Genomic DNA, 23735 nt, shown 5'->3' on the forward strand with positions numbered 1-23735 from the left:
AGCAAGAGCGTCAATGTAGTTCCCGATGGGAAGCTGTTCGCAGCTTCCCATCTTTTTTGCCGCTGTTAAGTAGAAAGCTCATACGCGTTTGGCATTCTAAAGTATGCGCAAAAACGGTAAGTTATGATAAAAAGAACCCAAACATAATGATGAGCGCGCTCAGCTAAATGTCGTTACATCGCTGAGATGCGCAGGCAGCAGGGGCTTGAATGAAACAGACGCACGCATGGTTATTGTGGCTACCGCTCAGTGCCGTTAGTTCCTTGGCACTGGCCGTCGGCTTAGGCCCGGCGTCGGTGAACTCGCCGCTAGATGCACCACTTAACGCCACCGTGCCAGTTGTAGACGCTAGCCAATACGCACTAGAGGATTTGCGTGTTGCAGTAGCGGATGAAGCTGCCTTTACAGCGCTAGGGTTAGAGTGGACACCGCTGGCTGCCAGTTTGCGCGCCCAAGTGCGTGAGCAGCCTGATGGCCGTCAGGTGGTGCTGAGCTCCTCGCAAACAGTCGATGAACCCTGGCTGGATGTGTTGTTAACGATCTCTTCCCCAGAGGGTGAAACCAGCCAGGCCTTTACGCTGCTGTTTGACCCGCTCGACATGCTCGATGCCAGTAGCCGTAGCGCATCTCTCGAAGGGCAGCAGGCGGCGAATACAGCGGAGGCTCCTAGTCAGCCCCAACCGGCTGATGTGCCAGCGTCGCAAAACGCCTCAAGTGGCAGCGCTCCCAGGGCTAATAACACGGCTTACGTAGCGAGCGGCGATACGCTATGGGGAGTGGCTGAGCGAGTAAAGCCTGCCAGTGCCAGTGTGCATCAGATGATGTTGGCGCTGGTGGATGCCAACCCAGACGTTTTCTCCTCCGGCAATATCAACAGCATGCGGGCTGGGCAAACGCTGGCGATGCCCAGTCGTGAACAGATAATGGCCCGTACCCCAGGGGAAGCAGCACAAGCGCTGCAAACCATGCGAGGCGCAACCGAGCGTGCTAATGCTGCAAGTACTGCTAGCCAGCCACCTGCGGAAGCCACCGGAGAAACGCCTGCCAATAGTCCAGATACTGGCGAGACAGCTTCTACTTCTGAGACGGCAGCGCAGTCAAATGCTGAGCAAGGCGTTGTGGAAGCGTCAGAGCAAGAGGGAGGCCAAGAGAACGAGCTGGCGGGACTCACCTTAAATGACGTGGTGGAACAGCTGCGTGAAAGCCAAGCCATGCTTCAATTAGTGCTTGAAGAGCGTGAACAGCTGCGCGCTGAGCTGACTGAGCTGCGCCAGGAAGTGGCTGCGCTGACGGAAGCGCTTAACGCCTCCCAGCAGGAAGCTCAATCAGTCGCGGCGCTTGCGGTCACTGCTCCAGAGGCGAGTGGTGAGCCAGCCCTCGGTGCTAATGCCCGTAGCGTTGCTGATAACCGCGGCTTTGTAGAGCGTATCTCTGACTACCAGTGGCCTATTGCCAGCGCTGCATTGGCGTTGCTATTAGCGGGGCTTGTATGGTCACGCAAGCGCCGCGAGCGTCAGTGGGAAGTGGCTCCACTAAGTACGGCACCTAGTACCGTTACACCGCCTACAGCATCCATGGGGCGCGCAGAGCCTCGTATGGCGGAGGCTCAATATCCAGGTTCGCACAGCACAGAATTTCGCAATCCAGAGTCCCATGCCGCCGAGCCCTTTGGCTCCGAACCCGTTGGTGCTTCTCAAGGGAGTGATTCAGTGCCCGGCGGTGCTGAACCGAGCGTCACAGCATCAAGCCAACGTATGTCAACATTTGGTGAGGCGCCAGTGGTTAAGCCCAGCACTGCTAAGCCAGCAGAACCCGCCAGCGTAGATAATGATGCTCCAGAAGAAATACCTTTTGAGGAGAGCTCGTCAACTAGCAGCGCTGATGACGAAGAGGCGCTCAATGCGGCGTTCCTGGATGTTCCCCAGTCAGTCGATGAGTCAGATGTTGAACCTGTCGAAAAGTATGTGGATGAACCCATCGATATGTCGAGCGAGGAACCCGAGAAAGAGCTAGAAGAGCCGCTAGTCGTGGACAGCACACCGTCTCTAGCGCAGCCCGAAGCGCAAGAAGAGGATCAGCGCTCTCAGCCTATTGATTACTACATTGACTACAGTCCCCCATCATTGAAGCAAGATGAAGACGGGGAGCAGAGTGCTGTTGAGGGTGGGACGGCTGATGGTGCGACAGCTACATCTAAGCAGGCAAACCACACCGCGCGGCACACGCCTAGGGTGCCCGAAGAGGAGTGGGAAATTGAAGAGGTGGCATTCGAGCCTCGACGCCGGGATAATGGCTAACTTTTAACCTCCTCTAGATGATGTGGCTTAATGACGCTGTTCTACCACTTTGATGAGACACAACCGCTGGCAGGCCGCCTTGCGATGGGCATTGAGTACGATGGCTCGCGCTTTTGTGGCTTTCAGCGTTTAAAACACGCGGCTTCGGTGCAGGCATCGATAGAAGATGCCTTGGCAAAAGTGGCGAGTGCGCCTATTCAAATACACGCCAGCGGCCGGACTGATTCAGGCGTTCACGCTACGCGCCAGGTCATCCATTTTGATCCGCCTGTTCAGCGCTCTGAAAAAGCTTGGATTTTTGGAACCAATACGAACCTTCCTAGGGATGTGGCGGTGCGTTGGGTAAAGCCGGTGGGCGATGATTTTCACTCCCGCTTAGGCGCACTTGGGCGCCGCTACCGCTATATTTTGCTCAACCAAATCAGTCGCCCGGTGTTAGAGCGCAGCAACGTGACCTGGTGCCGAGACCCGCTGGATGCCGACGCTATGCATCGGGCCGCCCAAGCGTTGGTGGGTGAGCACGATTTTTCAAGTTTTCGGGCAGCGGGTTGCCAATCCAAAACCCCTTGGCGGCAAATGCATTTTGTTGAAGTGAAGCGTTACGGCCCCATTGTAGTGATTGATATTCAGGGCAACGCGTTTTTGCACCACATGATTCGTAATATTGCCGGTGCTCTGGTGAGTGTAGGGCGCGGAGCCCAGGATGAAGGCCATATTGAGCGCTTGCTGGCGCTGAAGAATCGCCGCAAAGGGGATGTCACCGCGCCTGCTTGCGGGCTGCACTTTGTAGACTCCATTTACGATGAGCGTTTTGCGCTGCCTCAAGAGCCACTTGGCCCCAACCTGCTGGCGTTTACCGGGGAGTGGACGGGTGAGCGCCCATTGCCCGATAACCCGCGAATAGCCGCTCGGCGGAATCTCACCTTTAAGAAAAAAGCCATACCCGAGCACCAGGAGACCTCCCCGTGAGCACGCGCTATGCACGTACGCGAATCAAATTTTGCGGTTTCACACGCCCGGAAGATGTTGAGCAGGCGGTCTCGCTAGGGGTGGATGCGCTGGGCTTTGTGATGTGGCCTAAGAGTTCTCGCGGCATCTCACTGGAAACGCTTGCCACGCTGTCGGCCCGCGTGCCTGCCTTTGCAACGCGGGTGGGTCTGTTTGTTAATCAGCCCGCTGAGCTGATTGAGCAGTGTTTGCCCTATTTAGATGTGATTCAGTTCCATGGGGATGAGCCGGCGTCGTTTTGCCAGCAGTTCGACCGGCCTTGGATCAAAGCACTACGCATGCGTGACGGTATCGACCTGCACCGTGCAGCTGACGAGTATGTTCAGGCTCAGGCGCTACTGTTAGATGCCTATCGGCCCGGTACGCCGGGAGGAACCGGAGAGACCTTTGATTGGTCTAGAATCCCCGCAGCTCTTGAAAAACCTGTTATCCTCGCCGGTGGGTTAACGGCTGCGAATATTGCCGCAGCGGTTAATCAAGTGGCGCCTTATGCGGTTGATGTTTCAGGCGGTATTGAGGCGTCGCATGGCGTAAAGGATGTCGAGCTAATGGCCTCCTTTGTTAAGCAGGTAGCGTTAGCCGACGCTCAATAAGTACATTATGTGGTCGCCTAACGGGCGGCTACTTTCTAAGTTAGTTCATTCATTATTTGCCTGTTCTGGCGATCTTGTGAGGTATGCCTGTGACTGTCTCAGCAACTGAAACCAAGTTCAGCGACCTGACCCGAATGCCGGATGCCCGTGGTCATTTTGGGCCTTACGGCGGCCGGTTTGTGTCAGAAACCTTGAGCTTTGCGCTAGAAGAGCTGGAGCAGACCTATCTTAGTCTGCGTGATGACCCAGCCTTCCAAGCAGAGTTTGACCGTGACCTAGCCCACTATGTGGGGCGTCCATCGCCGCTTTATCATGCCGAGCGTTGGTCGCAGTCGTTAGGTGGTGCGCAGATTTGGCTAAAGCGTGAAGACTTAAACCACACTGGCGCTCACAAGGTAAACAACACCATTGGCCAAGCGTTGCTTGCAAAAAAAACCGGTAAGCCTCGGGTTATTGCGGAAACCGGTGCTGGCCAACATGGTGTTGCCACAGCCACCGTGGCTGCGCGCTTAGGCCTTGAGTGCGATGTGTATATGGGCGCGGCGGATGTGCAGCGCCAGAAGCTAAACGTGTACCGTATGCGCTTGCTGGGCGCGCGGGTTATTCCGGTGGAGTCGGGTACTCGCACGCTTAAAGATGCGATGAACGAAGCGTTGCGCGACTGGGTGACCAACGTTGATAACACGTTTTATATCATCGGTACCGTCGCTGGCCCGCACCCTTACCCACAGTTGGTGCGTGACTTCAACGCGGTGGTGGGTCGTGAGGCGCGTCAACAGTCATTGGCGCAAATTGGTCGCCTGCCCGATGCGCTAGTGGCCTGCGTGGGCGGCGGCTCTAATGCCCTGGGGCTTTTTTACCCCTTTGTGGAAGACGATGCGGTCGCGATGTACGGCGTTGAAGCTGGCGGCGACGGAGTTGAGACGGGCCGCCATGCGGCGCCGCTTTCGTCTAACGCTCCCCGGGGGGTGCTACACGGTAACCGTACCTATCTGATGTCTGATGAAGCAGGCCAAGTGTCGGATACCCATTCGATTTCAGCGGGGCTTGACTACCCAGGCGTTGGCCCTGAGCACGCGCTTTGGAAAGACGTTGGTCGAGTCAACTACGTGGCGGCAAACGATAAAGAAGTGCTGGAAGCGTTTCGTGAGCTAACCCACATGGAAGGCATTATGCCAGCACTTGAGTCTGCCCATGCGCTAGCGCACGCCAAGGTGTTAGCGCCGACAATGCGCCCTGACCAGCACATTGTGGTCAACCTTTCGGGTCGTGGTGATAAAGATATCATGACCGTGGCTAACATCGACGGCATTGAGTTTTAAGGGCGAGCATGAATCGTATTGACCAGCGTTTTTCAGAATTAAAGCAGCAGGGCCGTAAGGCACTCATTCCCTATATCACGGCAGGTGATCCTGCCCCGCAATACACCGTTGGCTTTATGCATGCCTTGGTGGAGGCGGGTGCTGATATTATCGAGCTTGGCGTGCCGTTTTCGGACCCCATGGCCGATGGCCCTGTTATCCAAAAAGCCTGCGAGCGGGCGCTAAAGCAAGGCACTCGCTTAGTCGACCTGTTAGAGATGGTGGCGGAGTTTCGTCAATCAGACGCTACGACGCCTGTCGTTTTGATGGGGTATTTAAATCCTATCGAGCGAATTGGTTACGAGGTGTTTGCAGACAAAGCCGCAAGTGTTGGCGTGGACGGTGTACTAGTAGTCGATATGCCCCCAGAAGAGGCTGAAGAGTTTGGCCCGCTGTTAAAAGCGCGTGATTTAGCGGCGATTTTCCTGGTTGCGCCTACCACTTCCCATGCCCGTGCCGCTACAATATGCGCCCACGGTGAGGGCTATTTATATTATGTTTCGCTTAAGGGCGTGACCGGTGCGGCGACGCTTAACGCTGCAGATGTGGCTGACCACTTAGCACCGCTACGTGAAATGACCGATTTGCCGCTATGTGTTGGCTTCGGTATTCGCGATGGGGTGACCGCAGCGGAAGTAGCGAAAGTGGCCGACGGCGTTATCGTAGGTAGTGCGCTGGTTAACCGCATTGCTGACAGCGTTGATGCACCCGAAACCATAGCCGGTCAGCTTAAAAGCGTGCTGGCAGAAATGCGCACCGCGATGGATGCCTAAGCGTGTGCTCTCATCGTCTACACTGATTTGAATGACGACACTCATCAAGCTTGGCGGTGCCAGGCATTGACGTATATGGAAGCCTTTTTGATATGAGCTGGTTAGATAAAATCGTGCCCTCCATGGGGCGTATCCAGCGTAAAGACCGTCGTGCCAGCGTGCCCGATGGCCTCTGGCGTAAATGTCCCAAGTGCGAAGCGGTGCTTTACCTGCCGGAACTAGAGAAGCACAACAGCGTGTGCCCCAAGTGTGACCATCACTTACGCTTAACGGCCCGTAAGCGCTTGGACTGGTTTCTGGATAAACAGGGGCGGGAAGAGGTGGCTGCTGAGATTGAACCCAGCGATCGCCTTAAATTCCGTGACTCAAAAAAGTATAAAGACCGCCTAGCGGCGGCGCAGAAAGATACCGGCGAAAAAGACGCTCTGGTAGCGATGCGCGGTGAGCTGGATGGCTTGCCCGTGGTAGCCGTTGCGTTTGAATTTACGTTCATGGGTGGTTCCATGGGGGCAGTGGTGGGCGAAAAGTTCGTGCGCGCTGCGACCATTGCCCTTGAAGAGCGTATACCGCTGATCTGTTTTGCAGCTTCAGGCGGCGCTCGGATGCAAGAGGCGCTGTTCTCGCTAATGCAAATGGCTAAGACCTCTGCGGCGCTTGAAAAGCTTAAGCAGGAAGGTGTGCCTTATATCTCTGTGCTTACTGACCCGGTGTTCGGTGGTGTTTCGGCGTCGCTTGCGATGCTTGGCGACCTTAACATTGCCGAACCTAACGCACTGATTGGTTTTGCTGGGCCGCGGGTTATCGAGCAAACCGTGCGTGAAACCCTGCCGGAAGGGTTCCAGCGCAGCGAGTTCCTGCTTGAACACGGCACAGTGGATATGATTGTGCATCGCCACGAGATGCGTAATCGCGTGGGAAGTGTGTTGCGTAAGCTGACCCACCATAGTGCGCCAGTCGTTGAAGAGAGCGTGCTTGGGGACGTTGAAATTGCTGAACCGCTAGTGGATGAAGAGCGAGTTGCCGATGCTGCTGAAGCCGCGCCGACAGAAGCTCATAGCGAACACAGCCCGGCCAAGAGCGACGATTCGACACGCAATGCCTAAGTCTTTAGCCGAGTGGCTACACTATCTTGAAACCCTGCATCCCGTAGGGATCGATATGGGGTTGGGGCGGGTATCTCAGGTGGCCAAGCGGATGGGGCTGCTGGAAAGCCCTATTGCGCCACGTGTCATTACGGTTGCAGGCACTAATGGCAAGGGGTCTACCCTTGCCATGATGGATGCCATTGCTCGCGCCCATGGCCTGCGGGCGGGAACCTACACCTCTCCCCATCTTTTGCGCTACAACGAGCGTGTCACCATTGATGGTCAAGAAGCTGAAGATTCGCTGTTAGTAGCAGGTTTCAATGAAGTAGAGGCCGCTAGGCTTCAGTCGCCTTCCATTAGCCTAACCTATTTCGAAGCAGGAACACTCTGCGCACTGTGGTGCCTAGCCCAGGCAAAGCTTGATCTGGCGCTGCTCGAAGTTGGTTTAGGCGGGCGTTTGGATGCAATTAATATCATTGATGCTGATGTAGGCGTGGTGACAACGATTGCTCAGGATCATGCCAACTTTTTAGGCACTGATATTGCCCAAATTGGCCGAGAGAAAGCGGGTATTTTCCGCCCGCGGAAGCCTGCCGTGCTGGGTAGCCAATCTTTGCCGTCTAGCGTTGCCGAAACGGCTATCGAGATGGCGGCGCCCGTTTATCATCTAGGGGCAACGTTTAACCATGCAGCGTTTATCGACAATGCTGATGAAAGTTCCGGTGAGCATTTGGATGTCGCCGCAGCTTGGTGTTGGTATGGGTTAACCGCGGAGGGTGAAACTATTTCACTGGATGGGCTTCCTGATCCAGGGCTTCCGATTGATAATGCCGCCACAGCGTTACAATCCCTGGCGGTTTGCGGTGTGCGGCTATCCACTCGCGCTTGTAGTGAAGCGCTAAAGGCAGTCAGGCTTCCAGGGCGTATGCAGTGGTTGGGCCAGTGGTGCCTGGATGTGGGCCATAACCCTCATGCTGCTGAGTACGTGGCTCGTCGCTTACCCATGCCACCTGCGGGTGGGCGGCAATGGGCGTTAATCGGTATGCTTAACGACAAAGATGCCGACGGGGTGATTGATGCGCTACTCCCACGAATTACCGATTGGGTGTGCGTTACCCTGGAGGGAGAGCGTGGGCGTCCAGCGGTTGAGCTAGCGGAGCGTATTACCTCGCGGGGCGGGCATGTGCATTATTGCGCGGCGTCCCCCGAAGAAGGCGTGGCCGCTATGGCTGAAAGGCTTGCCCCCGAGGACCGAGTGCTGGCCACCGGGTCGTTTTTTACCGTGGCGGCGCTCTTGGCAAACCCACTGCCGCAAGCTTAAAGGTCCTAACCGTGGTGCTCGCTTAGCCTGATGGAGATGGATATGAAATACGGTAAAACGGAACGCATCAGCGGTATTGTAATTTTGCTCGCGCTACTGGCGATCATTGTGCCGTGGTTGATGAGTGACCCTGCTCCTCGGGAAGAGCGCCCCCAGCCTACGTTTGTGATTGAACAGCCTGTTCAAGTAGCACGCCAGGATGTGCCTGCACCTGAAATGCCGTCCACAATTAATGCCTTGCCCTCCTCTTCGTCCCAGGAGGGCGACGCTGTGATCAGTACGCCTATTGACGCTGAGCCCCAGCAGCCGGAAACAAGCCAAGTATCACCCCCAAGTGAAGCCGCTTCATCGACTCAAGAGCCGGTTGAGGAGAGCGAACCCACTAGCGAACCCGAACCCGTCAGAGACCCTATTGCTGAATTAATGGCTAGTAATACGAGTGGTGGCACTTCCTCAAGCTCTTCAGCGCCAACGCCTACTCAACAGGGCGAGTGGGCAATACAGGTAGGCAGCTTCGGTGACGTGTCCAATGCCCAGCGTTTGAGTGAACAGCTATCTGGGGAAGGGTTTAGCACCTATCGGCGGGAGCGGGATAATAATTTAACCACGGTTTATGTGGGTCCTTATGCCACTTCTGAAGAGGGTGAAGCGGCAATGGCGCAGATTAAGCAGCGTGCCAATGTTCAGGGCTTGCTGGTTAGGGTAAGAGATTAATTTATGGCGCTTACTTGGATAGATGCGCTGTTCCTTGCGGTTTTGGCGCTTTCCATGCTGGCAGGTTTTGTGCGTGGCTTTATAAGGGAAGCGTTAGGCCTCGCTGCATGGGTAGTGGCGCTTATGGTGGCGCGCGTGCTAGCTGAGCCTGTCGCCGATTTAATGAGTGGCTTTATTGAAAGCTTTGATGCCCGGTTAGTGCTGGCATTTGTCTTAGTGATTTTTGCCGTCATTTTGTTATGCGGCATCGTTATCCGCTTGGTTCATGCGGCGGTTGAGTGGGTGGGAATGGGGTTGTTGAATCGCTTTGCGGGCGCGGCCTTTGGTATTGCCCGTGGTGCGGTCATACTCCTGATAGCCACTGTACTGATAACCCTAACGCCATTGGGTGGGCTTCAGGCATGGCAGGAAGCGACACTGCGACCAACGTTTATCGAGCTTAGAGACTGGGCAGTTAGCCAGCTTGATCAATGGGAGCGAGAGCTTCCCCAGGCGCCAGAGTCGCTACGCGATATCTCGCTCCCCGACATACGTGCCAGGCAAACACCTGCGGAGCAGCAATTGAGCCTTCCTCCGGATAACGAGTAGCCATCACGATTAGCGACGCCCCCTTTAAAGAAGCACCTGTGCTGTTGCATTCGGCGTAGGTGCATGTGAGTTGATGAACGTACGGGCTTACCCTGGTAAGCCATGGCATTAAAGCGAGGTAACTGGAATGTGCGGTATTGTAGGCCTTCTGGCCAAGCAGGCGGTAAATCAGGGAATCTACGATGCCCTGACCGTACTTCAGCATCGGGGCCAGGACGCTGCCGGCATGATGACTTGGAGCGAGGGACGCTTCTTACTGCGCAAGAGTAATGGGCTGGTTCGTGATGTATTTCACACCCGCCACATGGCTCGTCTTAAAGGTAACCTGGGCATTGGGCACGTACGTTATCCCACCGCAGGCTCTTCCAGCGAAGCAGAATCTCAGCCGTTCTACGTCAACTCCCCTTACGGCATCGCGCTAGCGCACAATGGTAACTTGACTAATTCCGAGCAGTTGAAACAGGAGCTTTTCTCAACTGATCTGCGCCATATCAATACCAGCTCAGATTCTGAAGTGTTGCTTAACGTTTTCGCCCATGAGCTGGGCAAGCAGGGGCTTCATTTAGAAGCAGAAGATATTTTTGATGCGGTTCGTAGAGTGCATCGGCGCTGCAAAGGCGGCTACGCGGCGGTCGCGATCATCAATGGCTTTGGTATGGTGGCATTCCGCGACCCCTTTGGCATTCGCCCAGTGGTGTTCGGTACGCGTCAGGGTGATAACGGCCAAGAGGTAATGATTGCCTCTGAGTCTGTGGCGCTAGACGTCGGTGGCTTTGAGCTTGAGCGTGACTTGGCGCCTGGTGAAGCTATTTTCGTCGATATGCAAGGGCAAGTGCATACCCAGGTCTGTGCAGACCGTCCGCAGCTGCATTCGTGTATTTTTGAGCACGTTTACTTGGCGCGTCCGGATTCTCTGCTGGATGGTGCCTATGTTTACGGCACGCGCATGCAAATGGGCCGCAAGCTTGGCGATCGCATTCTCAATGAGTGGCCCGATCATGACATCGACGTGGTGATTCCTATCCCCGATACCTCGCGTACCTCGGCACTGGAAATGGCCCAACACCTTGGGGTGACCTATCGTGAAGGGTTTATGAAGAACCGCTATATTGGCCGTACCTTTATTATGCCGGGCCAAACCCAGCGTAAAAAGTCGGTACGCCAGAAGCTCAATGCCATTGATGTTGAGTTCAGAGGTAAGAATGTTCTGTTGGTGGACGACTCCATTGTGCGAGGCACCACCTGTAAGCAGATTATTCAGATGGCGCGGGATGCGGGTGCTCAAAACGTTTACTTTGCCTCAGCGGCTCCGCCGGTTCGCTACCCCAATGTGTACGGTATTGATATGCCGGTTGCCTCGGAGCTGATTGCCCATGGCCGTACAGAAGAAGAGGTTGGTCAGTTGATTGGTGCTGACCGTATCTTCTATCAAGACCTGGAAGATCTGAAAGACGCCTGCCGGGAAGTCAATCCTGAAATGGAAGCATTTGACTGCTCAGTGTTTGACGGTAATTACATAACCGGCGACATCGATGACGCTTACTTAGCCGTGTTAGAAGCCGGCCGTAACGATGCGGCAAAAGATCAGAGTGCGGGCGACCATGCCTTGGTAGGTATGCATAACCAAGACGATGATTTTGACGACTAGTCATGTTCACGATGTCTTCAACAGGGGTCTAAGCCATGCACGATGATAGCCAGCAGGATGAGTGGTCGTTAGAGACGTTAGCGATTCGCGCAGGCCACCAGCGTACTTTTGAGCAAGAGCATTCGGAGCCGATTTTTCCGACCTCTAGTTTTGTATATGAAAGCGCGGCGGAAGCAGCGCGTAAATTTGGTGGACAGGAGGCGGGTAACGTCTATTCCCGCTTTACCAACCCCACTGTGCATACCTTTGAGCGTCGCTTGGCAGCGCTTGAGGGCGGTGAGCGTTGTGTTGCGACGAGTTCAGGCATGTCGGCCATCCTCTCAACGGCACTTGCGCTGTTATCGGCAGGGGATGAAATTGTTGCCTCTCGCTCGCTCTTTGGTTCGACCGTTAGCTTGTTTGATAAATACCTGGGTAAGTTTGGTATTACCACCCGCTACGTCGAACTGTCGAATATCGCTGCTTGGGAAGAGGCTGTTAGCCCAGCGACCAAGCTGCTATTTGCAGAGACGCCTTCTAATCCGTTGTCGGAAGTGGCTGATATACCGGCACTGGCGGCGCTTGCCCAGCGTTGTGGGGCCTTGCTGGCCATTGATAACTGCTTTTTAACCCCTGCGTTGCAGCAGCCCATAGCACTTGGCGCTGATTTGGTGATCCACTCAGCCACTAAGTACCTGGATGGCCAAGGGCGCGCAGTTGGCGGTGCCGTGGTGGGCAAGCACAGTGTGTTGGAAGAGGTATTTGGCGTGGTGCGCACCTGTGGCCCATGCTTGAGCCCCTTTAACGCCTGGATTTTTACCAAAGGGCTGGAAACCCTCTCGCTACGTATGAACGCCCACTGCGAGAATGCGATGACGCTGGCGCGCTGGCTAGATCAGCATCCTGCGGTAAATAAGGTCTACTACAGCGGTTTGGAAGCACACCCACAGCATTCCCTTGCTAAGCATCAGCAGCGGGGTTTTGGGGCCGTATTGGGCTTTGAAGTAACGGGTGGGCAAGCAGGTGCCTGGCAAGTGATAGATGCTACGCGAATGTTGTCGATCACGGGAAACTTGGGTGATGTTAAAACCACGATTACCCATCCGGCTACCACGACACACGGTCGTCTCTCTGAGGATCAAAAAGCGGCTGCGGGAATAACCCCAGGGCTAGTCCGCGTGGCGGTTGGCTTGGAGAGTCAGGCAGATATCCAGCGGGATCTTGCCCGTGGTTTGGATGCGCTTGTAGCCCCTTAGCCTGTTTAAGCGATGAATTGAACCGGCCGCCGTTGGCCGGTTTTTTATTGACTTTGCGACCTAGCTTCAGGTTATCAACGGTTTTTACGAATGAAGTGTTCTGCTTTTTTCAGCAGTCTTTTTGTCTAACACCCGTTATGATTTAGACATTCATAGAATAAATAAAATTAACCACAGAACGTTTAGGTTTCACATATCAAATTAGATGGTAGAGATGGGGATTAATCGAATGTGGCGGAACACACAGTATGGTTGGGGTGTCATAAGTATTCTGTTTCATTGGTTGAGTGCCCTTACTATTATCGGGCTATTTATTCTAGGGTGGTGGATGACGGGCCTAGGCTACTATGATCCTTGGTACAATCAAGGGCCGTGGATCCACCGCTCAATTGGTGTTTTGTTATTGTTGGCGACGGCACTACGTATTGTTTGGCGCTTGATGCAACCGACCCCTAAGGGAGAAGGGAGTCGCCTAGAAAAAGTCGCAGCCCATTTAGGACACATTGCCCTTTACACTTTATTGCTGGTGGTGATGGTAAGCGGCTACATGATTTCCACCGCCAATGGTAGGAGTATCAGCGTATTTGGTTGGTTTGACATGCCAGCGGTGCTTTATGGTTTGCCCAACCAAGCGAGTCTGGCGGGTGACATTCATTGGTACAGCGCGCTTGCATTAATGTTGTTAGCAGCGGGACATGCGCTTGCCGCTATTAAGCATCACTGGCTTGACCGTCACTCCACTTTGGTTCGTATGGTCAATCCGGCTCATCGTCCCAAGTAACGCTTGTTGTTCGAACAAAGACTCAATTTGCACGCTGCTAGGGTGGAAAATACTCACCGTAGTAATTCTTAAGGAAAGAGAGGATACATTGAATATGTTGAAGAAAACTGCTTTTGCTACCGCTATTGCTGCCGCTGCTATGGTGCCCCTTAGCCAGGCACAGGCCGCTGACTACCAGATTGATATCGAAGGTCAGCACGCCTTTGTACAGTTCAAAATCAACCATTTAGGCTTCTCTTACATTCTTGGTACGTTTGAAGAGTTTGATGGCCAGTTTTACTACGATGAGGATGACTTAGACGCCTCTTCTGTGGAAATGGAAGTGCAGGTTAATAGCCTTAACACCAATCATGCTGAGCGTGATCGCCACTTCTTAAGCAGTGACTTCCTCAATGCTAGCGAGTACCCAACAGCAACCTTTACGTCGACAGGTTTTGAATCAACCGGCGACAACGAGGGCGTGGTCACGGGTGACCTAACGCTGCACGGCGAAACTCAAGAAATTGAAATGCCGGTTACCTTAATGGGCGAAGGTGACGACCCCTGGGGCAACTACCGTGCAGGCTTTGAAGGCAGCACTATGCTGACGCTTAGCGATTTCGGAATTGACATGAGCGACTTCCCTGAATCAATGCACGAGCTAGAGCTTTACGTGACGTTTGAAGGTATTCGCCAGTAAGCCTCGCTTAACTAAAAGCGCCACCACCCCTGTTGGGGTGGTGGCGCTTTTGTATGTGATGCTCTAGCGGTTTTTTTAGTTTCTAATCGATCAGGGAGCATGCGTTTGGCAGCTTTTATGCAACAGCGTGAGTTGGCTATAACCCTATGGCGGCAAACCTGGCCAATGGCAATTGGTGTCTTGGCGCTATTGGGTTTTCAACTTGTGGACAGTGCTTTTATTGCCCGTTTAGGTACATCGCCGCTTGCCGCGCAGTCATTTACCTTCCCGTTATCTTTTTTAATTATTGGTATCCAGGTGGGGATGGGGATTGCCATTGCTGCCCTTATCTCGCGTGCGCTTGGCGCGGGGGAGGAGGCGCGTGCTAAACGGCTAAGCAGCCTAGTACTTATTGCAGGCGGAGCGGTTATAGGCGGTTTGGTAGTGGTGCTATGGCTGCTTCAGGTGCCTGTGTTTAAGCTGTTAGGCGCTGATGAAATAGCCCTGGGATATATTCGAAGTTACTGGGGGCCCCAGCTATTTTCTGCGTGGTTGGGGGCGCTGCTCTATTTTATCTATAGCGTATTTCGCGCCCATGGCGATACACGAACCCCTGGTAAAATGATGGTATTAAGTAGCCTGATTAATCTTGCGCTCGACCCGCTGCTTATATTTGGGGTAGGCCCGTGGGCAGGCTTAGGGTTGCCAGGAGCCGCTTGGGCAACGGCTATCGCTTTTTCTGTGGGGCTTTTACTGACGAGTGGTACGTTGGCACGCTGCCAGTGGGTAACACGGCAAGATATTTGGCAGGAGTGCCTACGTTCGTGGCGACCCTTTACCGGCATTGCGGCTCCCGCTATGGTAAGCCAGTTGATGCCACCGCTAGCGGCGATGCTTGCCATTACAGCTGTTGCGGGGTTAGGTGATACCTATGTTGCCGCTTGGGGGCTTGCTAGCCGCTTAGAAACACTCTCTTTGATGGTGATATTAGCCATGACGATGTCGTTGCCGCCGTGGCTGGGGCGTTGCTATGGTGCTGGAGACTGGGGTCAGATTCAGCAACTGATGCGTTTAGCGATAAAAGTGGCCGTCATATGGCAGCTTAGCCTGGGCGTGCTATTGGCATTAGCGGCACCTTGGGTCGCTATGGCTTTGGCGGGCAACCCAGAAGTGCAAGGAGAGTTGGCACTGGTGATCCGCTTTTTACTGCCCAGCTACGCCGCTCTGGGCGTCTGTATGCTCGTAGTCTCGGCAGGTAATGCACTTGGGTGGCCGCTACGTGCCATGCTACTTTCAAGTGCGCGTCTGTTTATCTGTTACTTGCCTTGCTTGTGGTTAGGCGCCTACTTATACGGGTGGGTTGGTTTAGCCGCCGGTGCGGCGGTCGGTAACTTGGCTGCGGGTTTAATGGCCTGGGTGTTGTTACAGCGCATCTTATCCCGCCCGCATCGGCAGGCGGGATATGTTTCCTGACTCCCGCGTTATTTACAGATTGCGTTTGTGGGGAGCTTCCTGAAAAGAGAAGTAGACGAATAAAACCGCCATTGCTAAATAGCCCATGACAAATTCAGGGGCAGCGTTAAAGGCTATTTCTGGAGCGTGCATAAGACCCACGAAAGAGAACCCAGCCGCAATAAGGGCAAAGACAGCTGCGCGCCGGAACTGATGGTCGATGACGGAAACGGTCATCGCACCTAAGAAAATAGCCATAAACATCGCGCCCTGGCCCATTACCACAATGGCGCTTGAAATATCGCTGACCACCTCACCGGCGCCGCGATTAAAGCGGGTCATCACGTAGTTGGCGAAGTAGGGCAACATCGCCAATGCGATAGCAGGGTAGTAGCGAGTGTCGTTGGCTTGGAATGCGGTGGCAATCATCGACATGCCGACAAACACCAAAATAGGTGCGACGACGGATACGGGAATAATGGCGGCTAGCGCTGCAATCAAACCAAACATGGTGGCCAGTGCGTAAACGGCTCCATTTAAAATACTGTACCCCCGGCCAGCGCCCATCCACTTAGCCCCGACGGTTGCAATATAGACCGTGGTAGGGAATACCCCACCAAACAGCGCACCAATCATGGTGCCAGCGCCATCCACTGCTTGGCATTCACGAACGTCGTATTTGTCGCCCGCGGCTTCCATGGCCTCAACGTTGTTCATGGTTTCAATGGCGTTATAGAGCGTAATGGGCAGCACGACGGTGAGCACAGCCAGCATGCCGGTAAATAGCAAACCAAGCCCCTCAAACCAAGCGAGGTTGGGCAGGAGTGGGTAGAAGCCTAAGTGGGTAAACGCATCGCTGAAACGTTCGCTGCCAGCGTCACCAATCAGGTACGCCATGGCAGTGCCTATTACAATGGCGAATAAGGACGTTGGCAGTTTGAAGGGCATGCTGACACGGGCCACCAAGCCTACGATGATAATACCCAGTACCAGTAAGCCGATGATTGGCATTTCCAAGGTTTTAAATAGCATCTCGCCAGCAATAAAGGTGAGTGCAACCCCTGCAACGGCACCAAGCATGGCGGCGCGGGGTAAATGGTACTGCACCCAGCGGCCAATAACGCTAACCAAGGCTTCAATTGCCCCGCTGATAAAACAGGCGGCAACCGCTACTTTCCAGGCGAGTTCAGCATCACCGGTTAACTGCTTGGCTGGAAGCAGTACGCCAAACAAAAATACAAACATGACCGGTGTTGAGATGCCGTAGGAGAGAGCCGTGACATCGCTACGGTTCTCTTTGCGGGCAAGACGCGAAGCACTCCACGCGTAATAAAAATTGCCTGCCATGACTGCAACAGCGGCGCCAGGGAGCACTTGGCCGTAAACGATGGAGCTGGGGAACCCCATGCCTAGCATCGTAATCGAGATGATGACAAAGTTGGCAATATTGTTCTGAAACAGCGCGAAGAATGCGTCGGTATCTTCTTTTTTGTACCACGGGTAGTGGGTGCTGGCAGCCGCCATGTTAGGCCTCTTGATTATAGTGTGTTGTTTACAAGGCAACGCCGAGTGTGCCGAAATTCTGACTAATCGGTCAAGCATTGCTTTGTGCTGGACGCCGCACGGGCGCCCCAGGCTCTGGCGGCAAGCGCGCAATTGTACACAATATGAGGCTTAGGATTGAGAGGCAGGTATATAAAAAATAAAAGAAAACGCCCAGGCGGAAAGCCTGGGCGCAGTCATGCCGGTGTTAACGGTTTATTCGTTAACCGCTGCAATAGCCTTGGCTAAGTAGGGCAGGTTTTCGTGGGAGAAGCCTGCTACGTTGGCACGGCCAGAACGCACCATGTAAATACCAAACTCATCGCGTAGGCGGTCAACCTGTTCGGGAGTTAATCCGGTATAGGAGAACATACCCTGTTGCTCAGCTACGCAGGCGTACTTCTGGTCGAGGCCATAGGGCTTGAGCGCTTCGACAAAATCGCGACGCAGCGTATTAATGCGATCGCGCATTTCTGTCAGCTCTTCACGCCACATTTTTGTCAGCTCAGCATCATGGAGAATTTCGCTAACAATTGCGCCGCCGTGAGCGGGGGGATTGGAGTAGTTTTCGCGAGCAACAATGGCAATTTGCGAGCGTACGTTTTCCATTTGCTCGGTATCTTTAGCCACTGTAATTAAACAACCGGTACGCTCACAATAGATGCCGAAGTTTTTAGAGCACGAGCTGGTGATAATAACTTCATCTAAATTTTCTGCCAGCAGGCGCACGCCGTAAGCGTCTTCATCTAACCCTTGGCCAAAGCCCTGGTAGGCAAAATCAACCAGAGGTAACAGCTTGCGTTCGCTCAGCACGGCCAGCACTTCTTGCCACTGCTCTGTTGAGAGATCAAAGCCGGTTGGATTGTGGCAACAGGCGTGGAGCACCACGACATCGCCTTCCGGTATTTTTTTCAATGCGGCCAACATGCCATCAAAATCAAGGCGGTTGTCGGCGTCGACATAAGGATATTTGTGCAGCTCAATGCCAGCAGCGGTAAAAATACCGTGGTGGTTTGGCCAGGTTGGGTCGCTTACCCAAATGCCTTTGCCAGGCAGCTGAGTAGCCACGAAATCAGCGGCTAAGCGAAGTGCACCGGTACCGCCGGGTGACTGGGTAGCGCTGGCACGTTTAGCTTTTAATACCGGTGACTCTGCGCCCAGCACCATGGGTAGAACGGCTTCGCCATAGGCAGGAGCACCGTGAGAACCAATGTAGGTCTTGGTGGTTTCATTCTTGAGCAGGCGAGCTTCAGCTTCTTTGACGGCGCGCATCACTGGGGTGTTGCCTGCGTCATCGCGGTATACACCAACCCCTAGGTCGACTTTTTGCGGGTTGGTATCTTTTTTAAAAGCTTCGATCAGCCCGAGAATGGCATCTCCAGGGACTCGCTCAATATGCTCAAACATTTATTCGACTACCTCGTCGGTTCTGGCGGCAAGAATGAAGTCATTAATATGCAGGCCTTTGATTTCATGGGACCACCACGTCACTGTGGTACTACCCCATTGGGTTACAATCACCGGGTGGTGCCCAGCCTGCTCTGCTAAATCGCCAACGCGCTGGGTAAACGCAAGCGCATCAGCAAAGTTACGAAACGAAAAGAGTTTCGTGAGCTTCATGATGCCATCGTGCTTCACAATCTGCCACTCTGGAAGTGCCTGAAGATGCTGTTGGCACGCTTGGGGAGAGAGCGGTTCGGCATTGCCGCCACAGGGTTCGCAAGACGTTTGGGAGAGCTTCGACATGATGTACTCCTGTTGTTTTCCTCTCCTCAGGGTAGAAGGCAGACACAGTCGCGGCCAATATCTTTAGCGCTGTATAAGGCTTGATCGGCTCTGGTAATTAAGCTGTCAAGCGGTTCTCCGCAGCGATATTCTGCCACTCCAATGCTGAGAGTTACCTGGCCTGCGCCTACGCCAAAATCGTAATTGGCGATAGCGTCACGCAGCCGGTCAGCGAGTTTATGGCACTGCTGTAGCGGTGTTAGCGGCAACACGACCATAAACTCCTCCCCGCCTAGCCTGGCAACCATATCTTCACAGCGCAACAATGCTTGGGTTTGTATGGCTAGCTTTTTAAGTACGTTGTCACCCTCTAAGTGACCCCAGCGGTCGTTGAGCCGCTTAAAATGGTCAATGTCTAACATCATGATCGAAAGGGGCGTGCCATGGCGTGCACTGAGAGAGGATAAGTGGTTCAAATGCAGCATTAACTTGCGGCGGTTTGGTAAACCGGTTAGTGGATCCGTATCGCATAGCTTACGCAGCCGCTGCTCTTCTGCTACTTGGTCGGTAATATCCATCATAATCCCGTTCCAAAAAACGCCATTTTCCGCTGGCTCTGGCTTAGCACTAACCGCTATCCAACGAGGTTTAGCGTTTGGAAAAGGCAGCCGAAAGCGTGTTGAAAGCGGCAGCATCCATCGTGCAGAGCGCTCGATGGCGGACATGATTTTTGGGTGGTCGCTATCGGTTAGCTGTTTGATCAGTTGATTGGCATCTTTTGCAAGTTGCTGCCGGTCGATGTGCTTTAACGATTCGCCACCGCCTTCCAAATATGAAAAGCGCATCTGCCCGCAGTGGGACCGGTAAAACTGGAACACAACCCCGGGTATAAGGGGAACCAGGAGATCGGCACTCTGGGGTGCAGAAATGACGTTATCCACGGGCATGCGTGAATCTCCAAAAAAATGTCAATTAAAATTGATCGAACAGGTTAGCCCTAAATGCTTAGCAAAGATGTAAGCCATTGCTGACAATGCTATTATTTTTAATAGTTAATTATCATTAAAAAATTATTTTTTATAACAAATTGTATTTTTCTGTCCTGGGTATAAGTACTGAACAGAGAAGTATTGGCACTTTAAAACGAATTTTATTACTTTTTTGCATATAGATTTGATTTTTTATAGCTGGAGTTCTCCTTGGACGTTGTTAATGCGCAAGCCGATCATCCTGACGGCAATAGAAATGCTTTGGGGGCAAGCAGTAGGAGTGCCGGTGTAGGCAGGCACGACGGCATGGTAAGTTTAGTGGGCGCTGGCCCCGGCGACCCAGAGCTATTAACCCTTAAAGCCTACAAGCGGCTTCAGGCAGCAGAAGTGGTGCTTTATGATCGGCTAGTGAGTGATGAAATATTAGCGATGCTGCCAGCACAGGCGGCCCGTTTTTATGTGGGCAAAGCGCGCTCTTCCCACAGCGTGCCCCAGGAAGATATCAACCAAGCGTTAGTTACTTGGGCCCAGCAAGGGAGGCGGGTAGTCCGCTTGAAAGGGGGGGACCCGTTTATTTTTGGCCGTGGCGGTGAGGAGCTAGAGACGCTGGTGGCTGCCCAGGTTAAGGTCGAAGTGATTCCCGGTATTACTGCAGCCTCGGGATGTGCCGCGTACGCAGGCATTCCATTAACCCATCGCGATCATGCACAGTCGGTTCGTTTCGTTACAGGCCATTTGCAGCAGGGAGAAAATACGCTGGATTGGCCTACATTGGCACAGCCAGGCCAAACCCTGGTGTTTTATATGGGGCTGAGCAATTTAGCCACCATTTGCCAAGCGTTAATAAAACATGGGTTAGATTCCTCAACGCCATTAGCGCTGATTGAACAAGGCACGACCCAGCAGCAAAAGACCCACATCGGCTCTTTACAGCAGCTGCCCCAAGCCTTTTACGCGGGAACCATAACCCCCCCCACGCTGCTAGTCATCGGCGGTGTTGTGCGGCTACACGAAACGCTTTCATGGTTTGAGACTCAGCAGGGCTGTGCGGTAGGCTTTGATGAAGGTAAACATCCTGAAACTCCTTACAAAGCCTCTGAATAGCCAAATTTCTTTGAGCCTTATAATCTTAATAGGCTATTGAGTTTACGCATCGACTGGCTAGATGCTGTTAGCTGTGTATGCTAGTAAGGAACACTTTTGGATAGTGAGCTCGCTTTAAATGCCTATTAACGCTGCTGGAATCGGTAGCTTATAAAAGAGAGGGACGCAGCATGTCAGAAGCAAACCACTCGGATCATCAACCACCGGCCAATAAGCCGGATATGAAAACGCTGTTTAAAGATAACCGCGTCAAAGGAATCGCAGGCATTGCCGCGATCGCTGTTATCTGGGCGATTATGGCGCAATCGAATGCTGGCACCCACAAAGAGCGTGTTGAAACGCTTGAAGGTCGTCTTGCTAATGTTCAGCAAGAAAATAACCAATTAACCCAGCGTTTAGTAGAAGTCGAGCAGGCTGAAATGGACCTGACGGCTATGCGCGAAGAGCTGCAGGCGTTAGAGCAGCAGCAGGACGAGGCGCAGTCCAACCTTGAGGCAGCGCAGCGAGATGTTAGTAGCGTTGATGCGCGTCTTGAGGAGTTAGAGGCCGAGCGCGATACGTTACAGGAAGAAGTGAATAGCCTAAGTGAGCAACTAGAAAATGCTGAAAGCGAGATGCAGACGTTGCGCGAAGAGCGTGATCAACTCGTCAGCGATCGTGATGAAGCACAAGCAACACTTCAACAAATAGAAGATGCACACCAAAGTGCTGAAGAAGCGCGTCAGCAGGCTGAGGGAGCCCGTCAACAGGCTGAGGAGGAGCGGCAAGAAGCGGTTCAAGAAATGAGTGCCGCTGAAGAGGCCCTAGCAGAGCTGGAAACTAAGGTGAGCGATGCCAATGAGCAGCTCTCAAGTCTAGAAGAAGACATTGAAACGGCGCAGAGCGAATTAGAAGAGCTCCGTAGCGAGCGCGAATCTGCCACCAGCGAGCGTGATGCGATTCAGGAAGAAGTTGATTCGCTGACTGAGCTGCGCGAGGAAGAAGAGCAAAGCTTAACCCAGGTGCGCTCTGAGATGGACGACCTTATGGTTGCGCTGGATATAGGGCGTGAAGAGGTCGCGAATGTTGAAAGAGATATTGAGACTCGTGAAGAGCAACTTGCACGCTTAGAGGCTCAGCTTGACGAGTGGCGCACCGAGCTCTCGGCCCTTGATGCGCGCTTAGGCGAAGTTGATAGTGCCGCAAGCGGTGAAGTGCCGACCCTCGCAGGCGCGGAAGAGAGCGACAGCGATGATGAGCACGATGGTGATGAGAGCGATGGTGATGAAAACGATAGCGATGACACTGAAGAGCAAGCACAGCAACAGTAATTGCTAAGCTAAGGTCAGCGCGTTGAAGAAGCGGATGTAGCTAACCCCTACATCCGCTTTTTTGGTTGTTGGTTTATGATTAGGCCCCCGAGGAGTATCATTCATCCAAAGCTAACAACGGTTGCAACGATAGGAGTGCCAATTATGGATGGGGTTAAACATATTGTAGCGGTGGCGTCGGGCAAGGGAGGCGTTGGTAAATCGACAGTCACCGTTAACTTGGCACTGGCTCTTTCAGCGCAAGGCTACCGTGTTGGGGTGTTGGATGCTGACGTTTATGGTCCAAGCCAGGCGCAAATGTTGGGTGTTAAGGAAGGCGTGCGGCCTCAGGCTGCTGCGGATAATAAGTTCTTACCGCTTGAGGCTCATGGGCTCCAAGCGATGTCGATGGCCTTTATGGTCAATACCCGGGAGGCTATGGTGTGGCGTGGGCCAATGGTGGTGGGTGCGTTCCAGCAGATGCTGACCCAAACCCAGTGGGATAATCTGGACTTCCTGCTCATTGATATGCCGCCAGGTACTGGGGATATCCAGTTGACTCTGGCTCAAAAAGTGCCGGTTGCTGGCGCCGTTATTGTTACCACGCCCCAGGACATAGCACTGCTAGATGCCCGCAAAGGCATTGAGATGTTCCGCAAAGTTAACGTGCCCGTACTTGGTGTTGTTGAAAATATGAGCCTTTACCACTGTGAAAACTGTGGCCATGAGGCAGCGATTTTCGGTACCGGTGGTGGTGAGCGTATTGCAGAAGAGTACGAAACCAACGTATTAGGACGTTTGCCGCTCACGCTCTCTATTCGTGAGTTTGCGGATTCCGGTCGCCCCAGCGTGATTGCCGAACCAGAAAGCGCTGTTAGCCAAACGTTTGCTGAGATTGCCAAGCAGGTGGCGCAGGCCGTGAGCGGCAACGAAAGCGGCAGCCCCACAATTTCTTTTAGCGAGTGATGAAGTAACCGATGAGTATCAAATCTGATAAATGGATTCGCCGCATGGCACAGAGTGATGCCATGATTGAGCCGTTTGAAGCGGAGCAGGTGCGCTACGTCAACGAGCAGCGGGTGATCTCCTACGGCACTTCAAGCTATGGCTATGATGTGCGCTGTGCAGATGAATTTAAGGTGTTTACCAATATCCACTCAGCTATTGTCGACCCCAAAGCGTTTGATGATAAAAGCTTTGTGGATGTGAAGGGTGATGTATGTGTTATCCCGCCTAACTCGTTCGCGCTAGCGCGTACCGTGGAGTATTTTCGGATTCCCCGCAACGTGCTAACGATTTGCCTTGGGAAATCCACTTACGCGCGTTGCGGCATTATTGTCAATGTGACGCCTCTAGAACCCGAGTGGGAAGGGCATGTAACACTAGAGTTCTCTAACACGACGAATTTGCCAGCCAAGATTTACGCCCACGAGGGCGTGGCGCAAATGCTCTTCTTGGAATCTGACGAGGTGTGTGAAACCTCATACAAAGACAGGGGTGGCAAGTACATGGGGCAAAGAGGGGTTACCCTGCCGCGCACCTAATTTATTGCCTGTAACAACAAACGCCTTA

22 protein-coding genes are annotated in these 23735 nt (G+C 53.4%); 18 read left to right on the forward strand and 4 right to left on the reverse strand.

What is annotated here, in order from left to right; translation table 11 throughout:
- The first annotated feature begins 209 nt into the window (after positions 1-209).
- From P8S54_RS00990 to P8S54_RS01055, 14 genes are all read left to right on the forward strand, one after another.
- A complete protein-coding gene (locus P8S54_RS00990; RefSeq protein WP_281442862.1) occupies positions 210-2297 on the forward strand; it encodes a FimV/HubP family polar landmark protein in 2088 nt (695 codons plus the stop codon).
- A gap of 30 nt (positions 2298-2327) precedes the next feature.
- On the forward strand, positions 2328-3266 hold the full coding sequence (gene truA, locus P8S54_RS00995; protein ID WP_009096252.1) for a tRNA pseudouridine(38-40) synthase TruA: 939 nt from the start codon (positions 2328-2330) through the stop codon (positions 3264-3266).
- Positions 3263-3898 (forward strand): phosphoribosylanthranilate isomerase, encoded by a 636-nt coding sequence (locus tag P8S54_RS01000; protein WP_281442863.1) that lies wholly within the window; start codon positions 3263-3265, stop codon positions 3896-3898. The genes truA and P8S54_RS01000 overlap by 4 nt, the downstream gene beginning before the upstream one ends.
- Before the next feature lie 83 nt (positions 3899-3981).
- Positions 3982-5220, forward strand: a complete 1239-nt coding sequence (gene trpB / locus P8S54_RS01005; RefSeq protein ID WP_009096248.1) for a tryptophan synthase subunit beta — start codon at positions 3982-3984, stop codon at positions 5218-5220.
- 8 nt (positions 5221-5228) lie between these two features.
- Positions 5229-6032 (forward strand): tryptophan synthase subunit alpha, encoded by an 804-nt coding sequence (gene trpA / locus P8S54_RS01010; protein ID WP_009096245.1) that lies wholly within the window; start codon positions 5229-5231, stop codon positions 6030-6032.
- 92 nt (positions 6033-6124) lie between these two features.
- Positions 6125-7135 (forward strand): acetyl-CoA carboxylase, carboxyltransferase subunit beta, encoded by a 1011-nt coding sequence (gene accD / locus P8S54_RS01015; protein WP_281442864.1) that lies wholly within the window; start codon positions 6125-6127, stop codon positions 7133-7135.
- Complete coding sequence (folC, locus tag P8S54_RS01020; RefSeq protein ID WP_281442865.1) at positions 7128-8438, forward strand: bifunctional tetrahydrofolate synthase/dihydrofolate synthase; 1311 nt, start codon at positions 7128-7130, stop codon at positions 8436-8438. The genes accD and folC overlap by 8 nt, the downstream gene beginning before the upstream one ends.
- A gap of 42 nt (positions 8439-8480) precedes the next feature.
- Entirely contained in the window at positions 8481-9152 is a 672-nt protein-coding gene (locus tag P8S54_RS01025) for an SPOR domain-containing protein (protein ID WP_281442866.1), read from the forward strand.
- A gap of 3 nt (positions 9153-9155) precedes the next feature.
- On the forward strand, positions 9156-9740 hold the full coding sequence (locus P8S54_RS01030; protein WP_281442867.1) for a CvpA family protein: 585 nt from the start codon (positions 9156-9158) through the stop codon (positions 9738-9740).
- 127 nt (positions 9741-9867) lie between these two features.
- The gene (gene purF, locus P8S54_RS01035; protein WP_281442868.1) at positions 9868-11388 is read left to right on the forward strand and encodes an amidophosphoribosyltransferase; all 1521 of its coding nucleotides are present in this window, start codon (positions 9868-9870) and stop codon (positions 11386-11388) included.
- Positions 11389-11423: 35 nt separating this feature from the next.
- Complete coding sequence (locus P8S54_RS01040; protein ID WP_281442869.1) at positions 11424-12623, forward strand: O-succinylhomoserine sulfhydrylase; 1200 nt, start codon at positions 11424-11426, stop codon at positions 12621-12623.
- A 229-nt stretch (positions 12624-12852) separates the two neighbouring features.
- Entirely contained in the window at positions 12853-13404 is a 552-nt protein-coding gene (locus tag P8S54_RS01045) for a cytochrome b (protein WP_281442870.1), read from the forward strand.
- Between the two features lie 94 nt (positions 13405-13498).
- Positions 13499-14083, forward strand: coding sequence for a YceI family protein (locus P8S54_RS01050; protein WP_009096234.1), 585 nt, complete (start codon positions 13499-13501; stop codon positions 14081-14083).
- Positions 14084-14188: 105 nt separating this feature from the next.
- Positions 14189-15535, forward strand: a complete 1347-nt coding sequence (locus tag P8S54_RS01055) for an MATE family efflux transporter (protein ID WP_281442871.1) — start codon at positions 14189-14191, stop codon at positions 15533-15535.
- 12 nt (positions 15536-15547) lie between these two features.
- Here the strand turns inward: P8S54_RS01055 and P8S54_RS01060 are convergent, their stop codons facing one another.
- The 4 genes from P8S54_RS01060 to P8S54_RS01075 form a co-directional block, all read right to left on the reverse strand.
- On the reverse strand, positions 15548-17038 hold the full coding sequence (locus P8S54_RS01060; RefSeq protein ID WP_281442872.1) for an NCS2 family permease: 1491 nt from the start codon (positions 17036-17038) through the stop codon (positions 15548-15550).
- 234 nt (positions 17039-17272) lie between these two features.
- Positions 17273-18463: an amino acid aminotransferase gene (locus P8S54_RS01065; protein WP_281442873.1), complete on the reverse strand. Its 1191-nt coding sequence runs from the start codon at positions 18461-18463 to the stop codon at positions 17273-17275.
- Entirely contained in the window at positions 18464-18802 is a 339-nt protein-coding gene (locus P8S54_RS01070) for a 4a-hydroxytetrahydrobiopterin dehydratase (protein WP_281442874.1), read from the reverse strand.
- Positions 18803-18828: 26 nt separating this feature from the next.
- Positions 18829-19728, reverse strand: coding sequence for a GGDEF domain-containing protein (locus P8S54_RS01075; protein ID WP_281442875.1), 900 nt, complete (start codon positions 19726-19728; stop codon positions 18829-18831).
- 348 nt (positions 19729-20076) lie between these two features.
- On the opposite strand from P8S54_RS01075, the gene cobA reads away from it, so the two are divergent.
- The 4 genes from cobA (at position 20077) to dcd (ending at position 23707) form a co-directional block, all read left to right on the forward strand.
- Entirely contained in the window at positions 20077-20874 is a 798-nt protein-coding gene (gene cobA / locus P8S54_RS01080; RefSeq protein ID WP_281444051.1) for a uroporphyrinogen-III C-methyltransferase, read from the forward strand.
- Positions 20875-21044: 170 nt separating this feature from the next.
- Positions 21045-22184, forward strand: coding sequence for a kinesin (locus P8S54_RS01085; protein ID WP_281442876.1), 1140 nt, complete (start codon positions 21045-21047; stop codon positions 22182-22184).
- A gap of 144 nt (positions 22185-22328) precedes the next feature.
- A complete protein-coding gene (gene apbC, locus P8S54_RS01090) occupies positions 22329-23129 on the forward strand; it encodes an iron-sulfur cluster carrier protein ApbC (protein ID WP_009096223.1) in 801 nt (266 codons plus the stop codon).
- An 11-nt stretch (positions 23130-23140) separates the two neighbouring features.
- Entirely contained in the window at positions 23141-23707 is a 567-nt protein-coding gene (dcd, locus tag P8S54_RS01095; protein ID WP_281442877.1) for a dCTP deaminase, read from the forward strand.
- Positions 23708-23735: the final 28 nt, after the last annotated feature.

The sequence above is a fragment of the Halomonas sp. M1 genome (assembly GCF_029581375.1).
Lineage (GTDB): Bacteria > Pseudomonadota > Gammaproteobacteria > Pseudomonadales > Halomonadaceae > Vreelandella.

What these genes read in the sequence shown, in the direction of transcription:
- P8S54_RS00990 (WP_281442862.1), top strand. Translation starts at nt 210, where the DNA reads ATGAAACAGACGCACGCATGGTTATTGTGGCTACCGCTCAGTGCCGTT.
- P8S54_RS01050 (WP_009096234.1), top strand. Translation starts at nt 13,499, where the DNA reads ATGTTGAAGAAAACTGCTTTTGCTACCGCTATTGCTGCCGCTGCTATG.
- accD (WP_281442864.1), top strand. Translation starts at nt 6,125, where the DNA reads ATGAGCTGGTTAGATAAAATCGTGCCCTCCATGGGGCGTATCCAGCGT.
- apbC (WP_009096223.1), top strand. Translation starts at nt 22,329, where the DNA reads ATGGATGGGGTTAAACATATTGTAGCGGTGGCGTCGGGCAAGGGAGGC.
- P8S54_RS01070 (WP_281442874.1), bottom strand. Translation starts at nt 18,802, where the DNA reads ATGTCGAAGCTCTCCCAAACGTCTTGCGAACCCTGTGGCGGCAATGCC.
- P8S54_RS01045 (WP_281442870.1), top strand. Translation starts at nt 12,853, where the DNA reads ATGTGGCGGAACACACAGTATGGTTGGGGTGTCATAAGTATTCTGTTT.
- P8S54_RS01060 (WP_281442872.1), bottom strand. Translation starts at nt 17,038, where the DNA reads ATGGCGGCTGCCAGCACCCACTACCCGTGGTACAAAAAAGAAGATACC.
- P8S54_RS01065 (WP_281442873.1), bottom strand. Translation starts at nt 18,463, where the DNA reads ATGTTTGAGCATATTGAGCGAGTCCCTGGAGATGCCATTCTCGGGCTG.
- P8S54_RS01030 (WP_281442867.1), top strand. Translation starts at nt 9,156, where the DNA reads ATGGCGCTTACTTGGATAGATGCGCTGTTCCTTGCGGTTTTGGCGCTT.
- truA (WP_009096252.1), top strand. Translation starts at nt 2,328, where the DNA reads ATGACGCTGTTCTACCACTTTGATGAGACACAACCGCTGGCAGGCCGC.
- cobA (WP_281444051.1), top strand. Translation starts at nt 20,077, where the DNA reads ATGGTAAGTTTAGTGGGCGCTGGCCCCGGCGACCCAGAGCTATTAACC.
- trpB (WP_009096248.1), top strand. Translation starts at nt 3,982, where the DNA reads ATGCCTGTGACTGTCTCAGCAACTGAAACCAAGTTCAGCGACCTGACC.
- P8S54_RS01040 (WP_281442869.1), top strand. Translation starts at nt 11,424, where the DNA reads ATGCACGATGATAGCCAGCAGGATGAGTGGTCGTTAGAGACGTTAGCG.
- P8S54_RS01075 (WP_281442875.1), bottom strand. Translation starts at nt 19,728, where the DNA reads ATGCCCGTGGATAACGTCATTTCTGCACCCCAGAGTGCCGATCTCCTG.
- P8S54_RS01025 (WP_281442866.1), top strand. Translation starts at nt 8,481, where the DNA reads ATGAAATACGGTAAAACGGAACGCATCAGCGGTATTGTAATTTTGCTC.
- purF (WP_281442868.1), top strand. Translation starts at nt 9,868, where the DNA reads ATGTGCGGTATTGTAGGCCTTCTGGCCAAGCAGGCGGTAAATCAGGGA.
- P8S54_RS01085 (WP_281442876.1), top strand. Translation starts at nt 21,045, where the DNA reads ATGTCAGAAGCAAACCACTCGGATCATCAACCACCGGCCAATAAGCCG.
- folC (WP_281442865.1), top strand. Translation starts at nt 7,128, where the DNA reads ATGCCTAAGTCTTTAGCCGAGTGGCTACACTATCTTGAAACCCTGCAT.
- trpA (WP_009096245.1), top strand. Translation starts at nt 5,229, where the DNA reads ATGAATCGTATTGACCAGCGTTTTTCAGAATTAAAGCAGCAGGGCCGT.
- dcd (WP_281442877.1), top strand. Translation starts at nt 23,141, where the DNA reads ATGAGTATCAAATCTGATAAATGGATTCGCCGCATGGCACAGAGTGAT.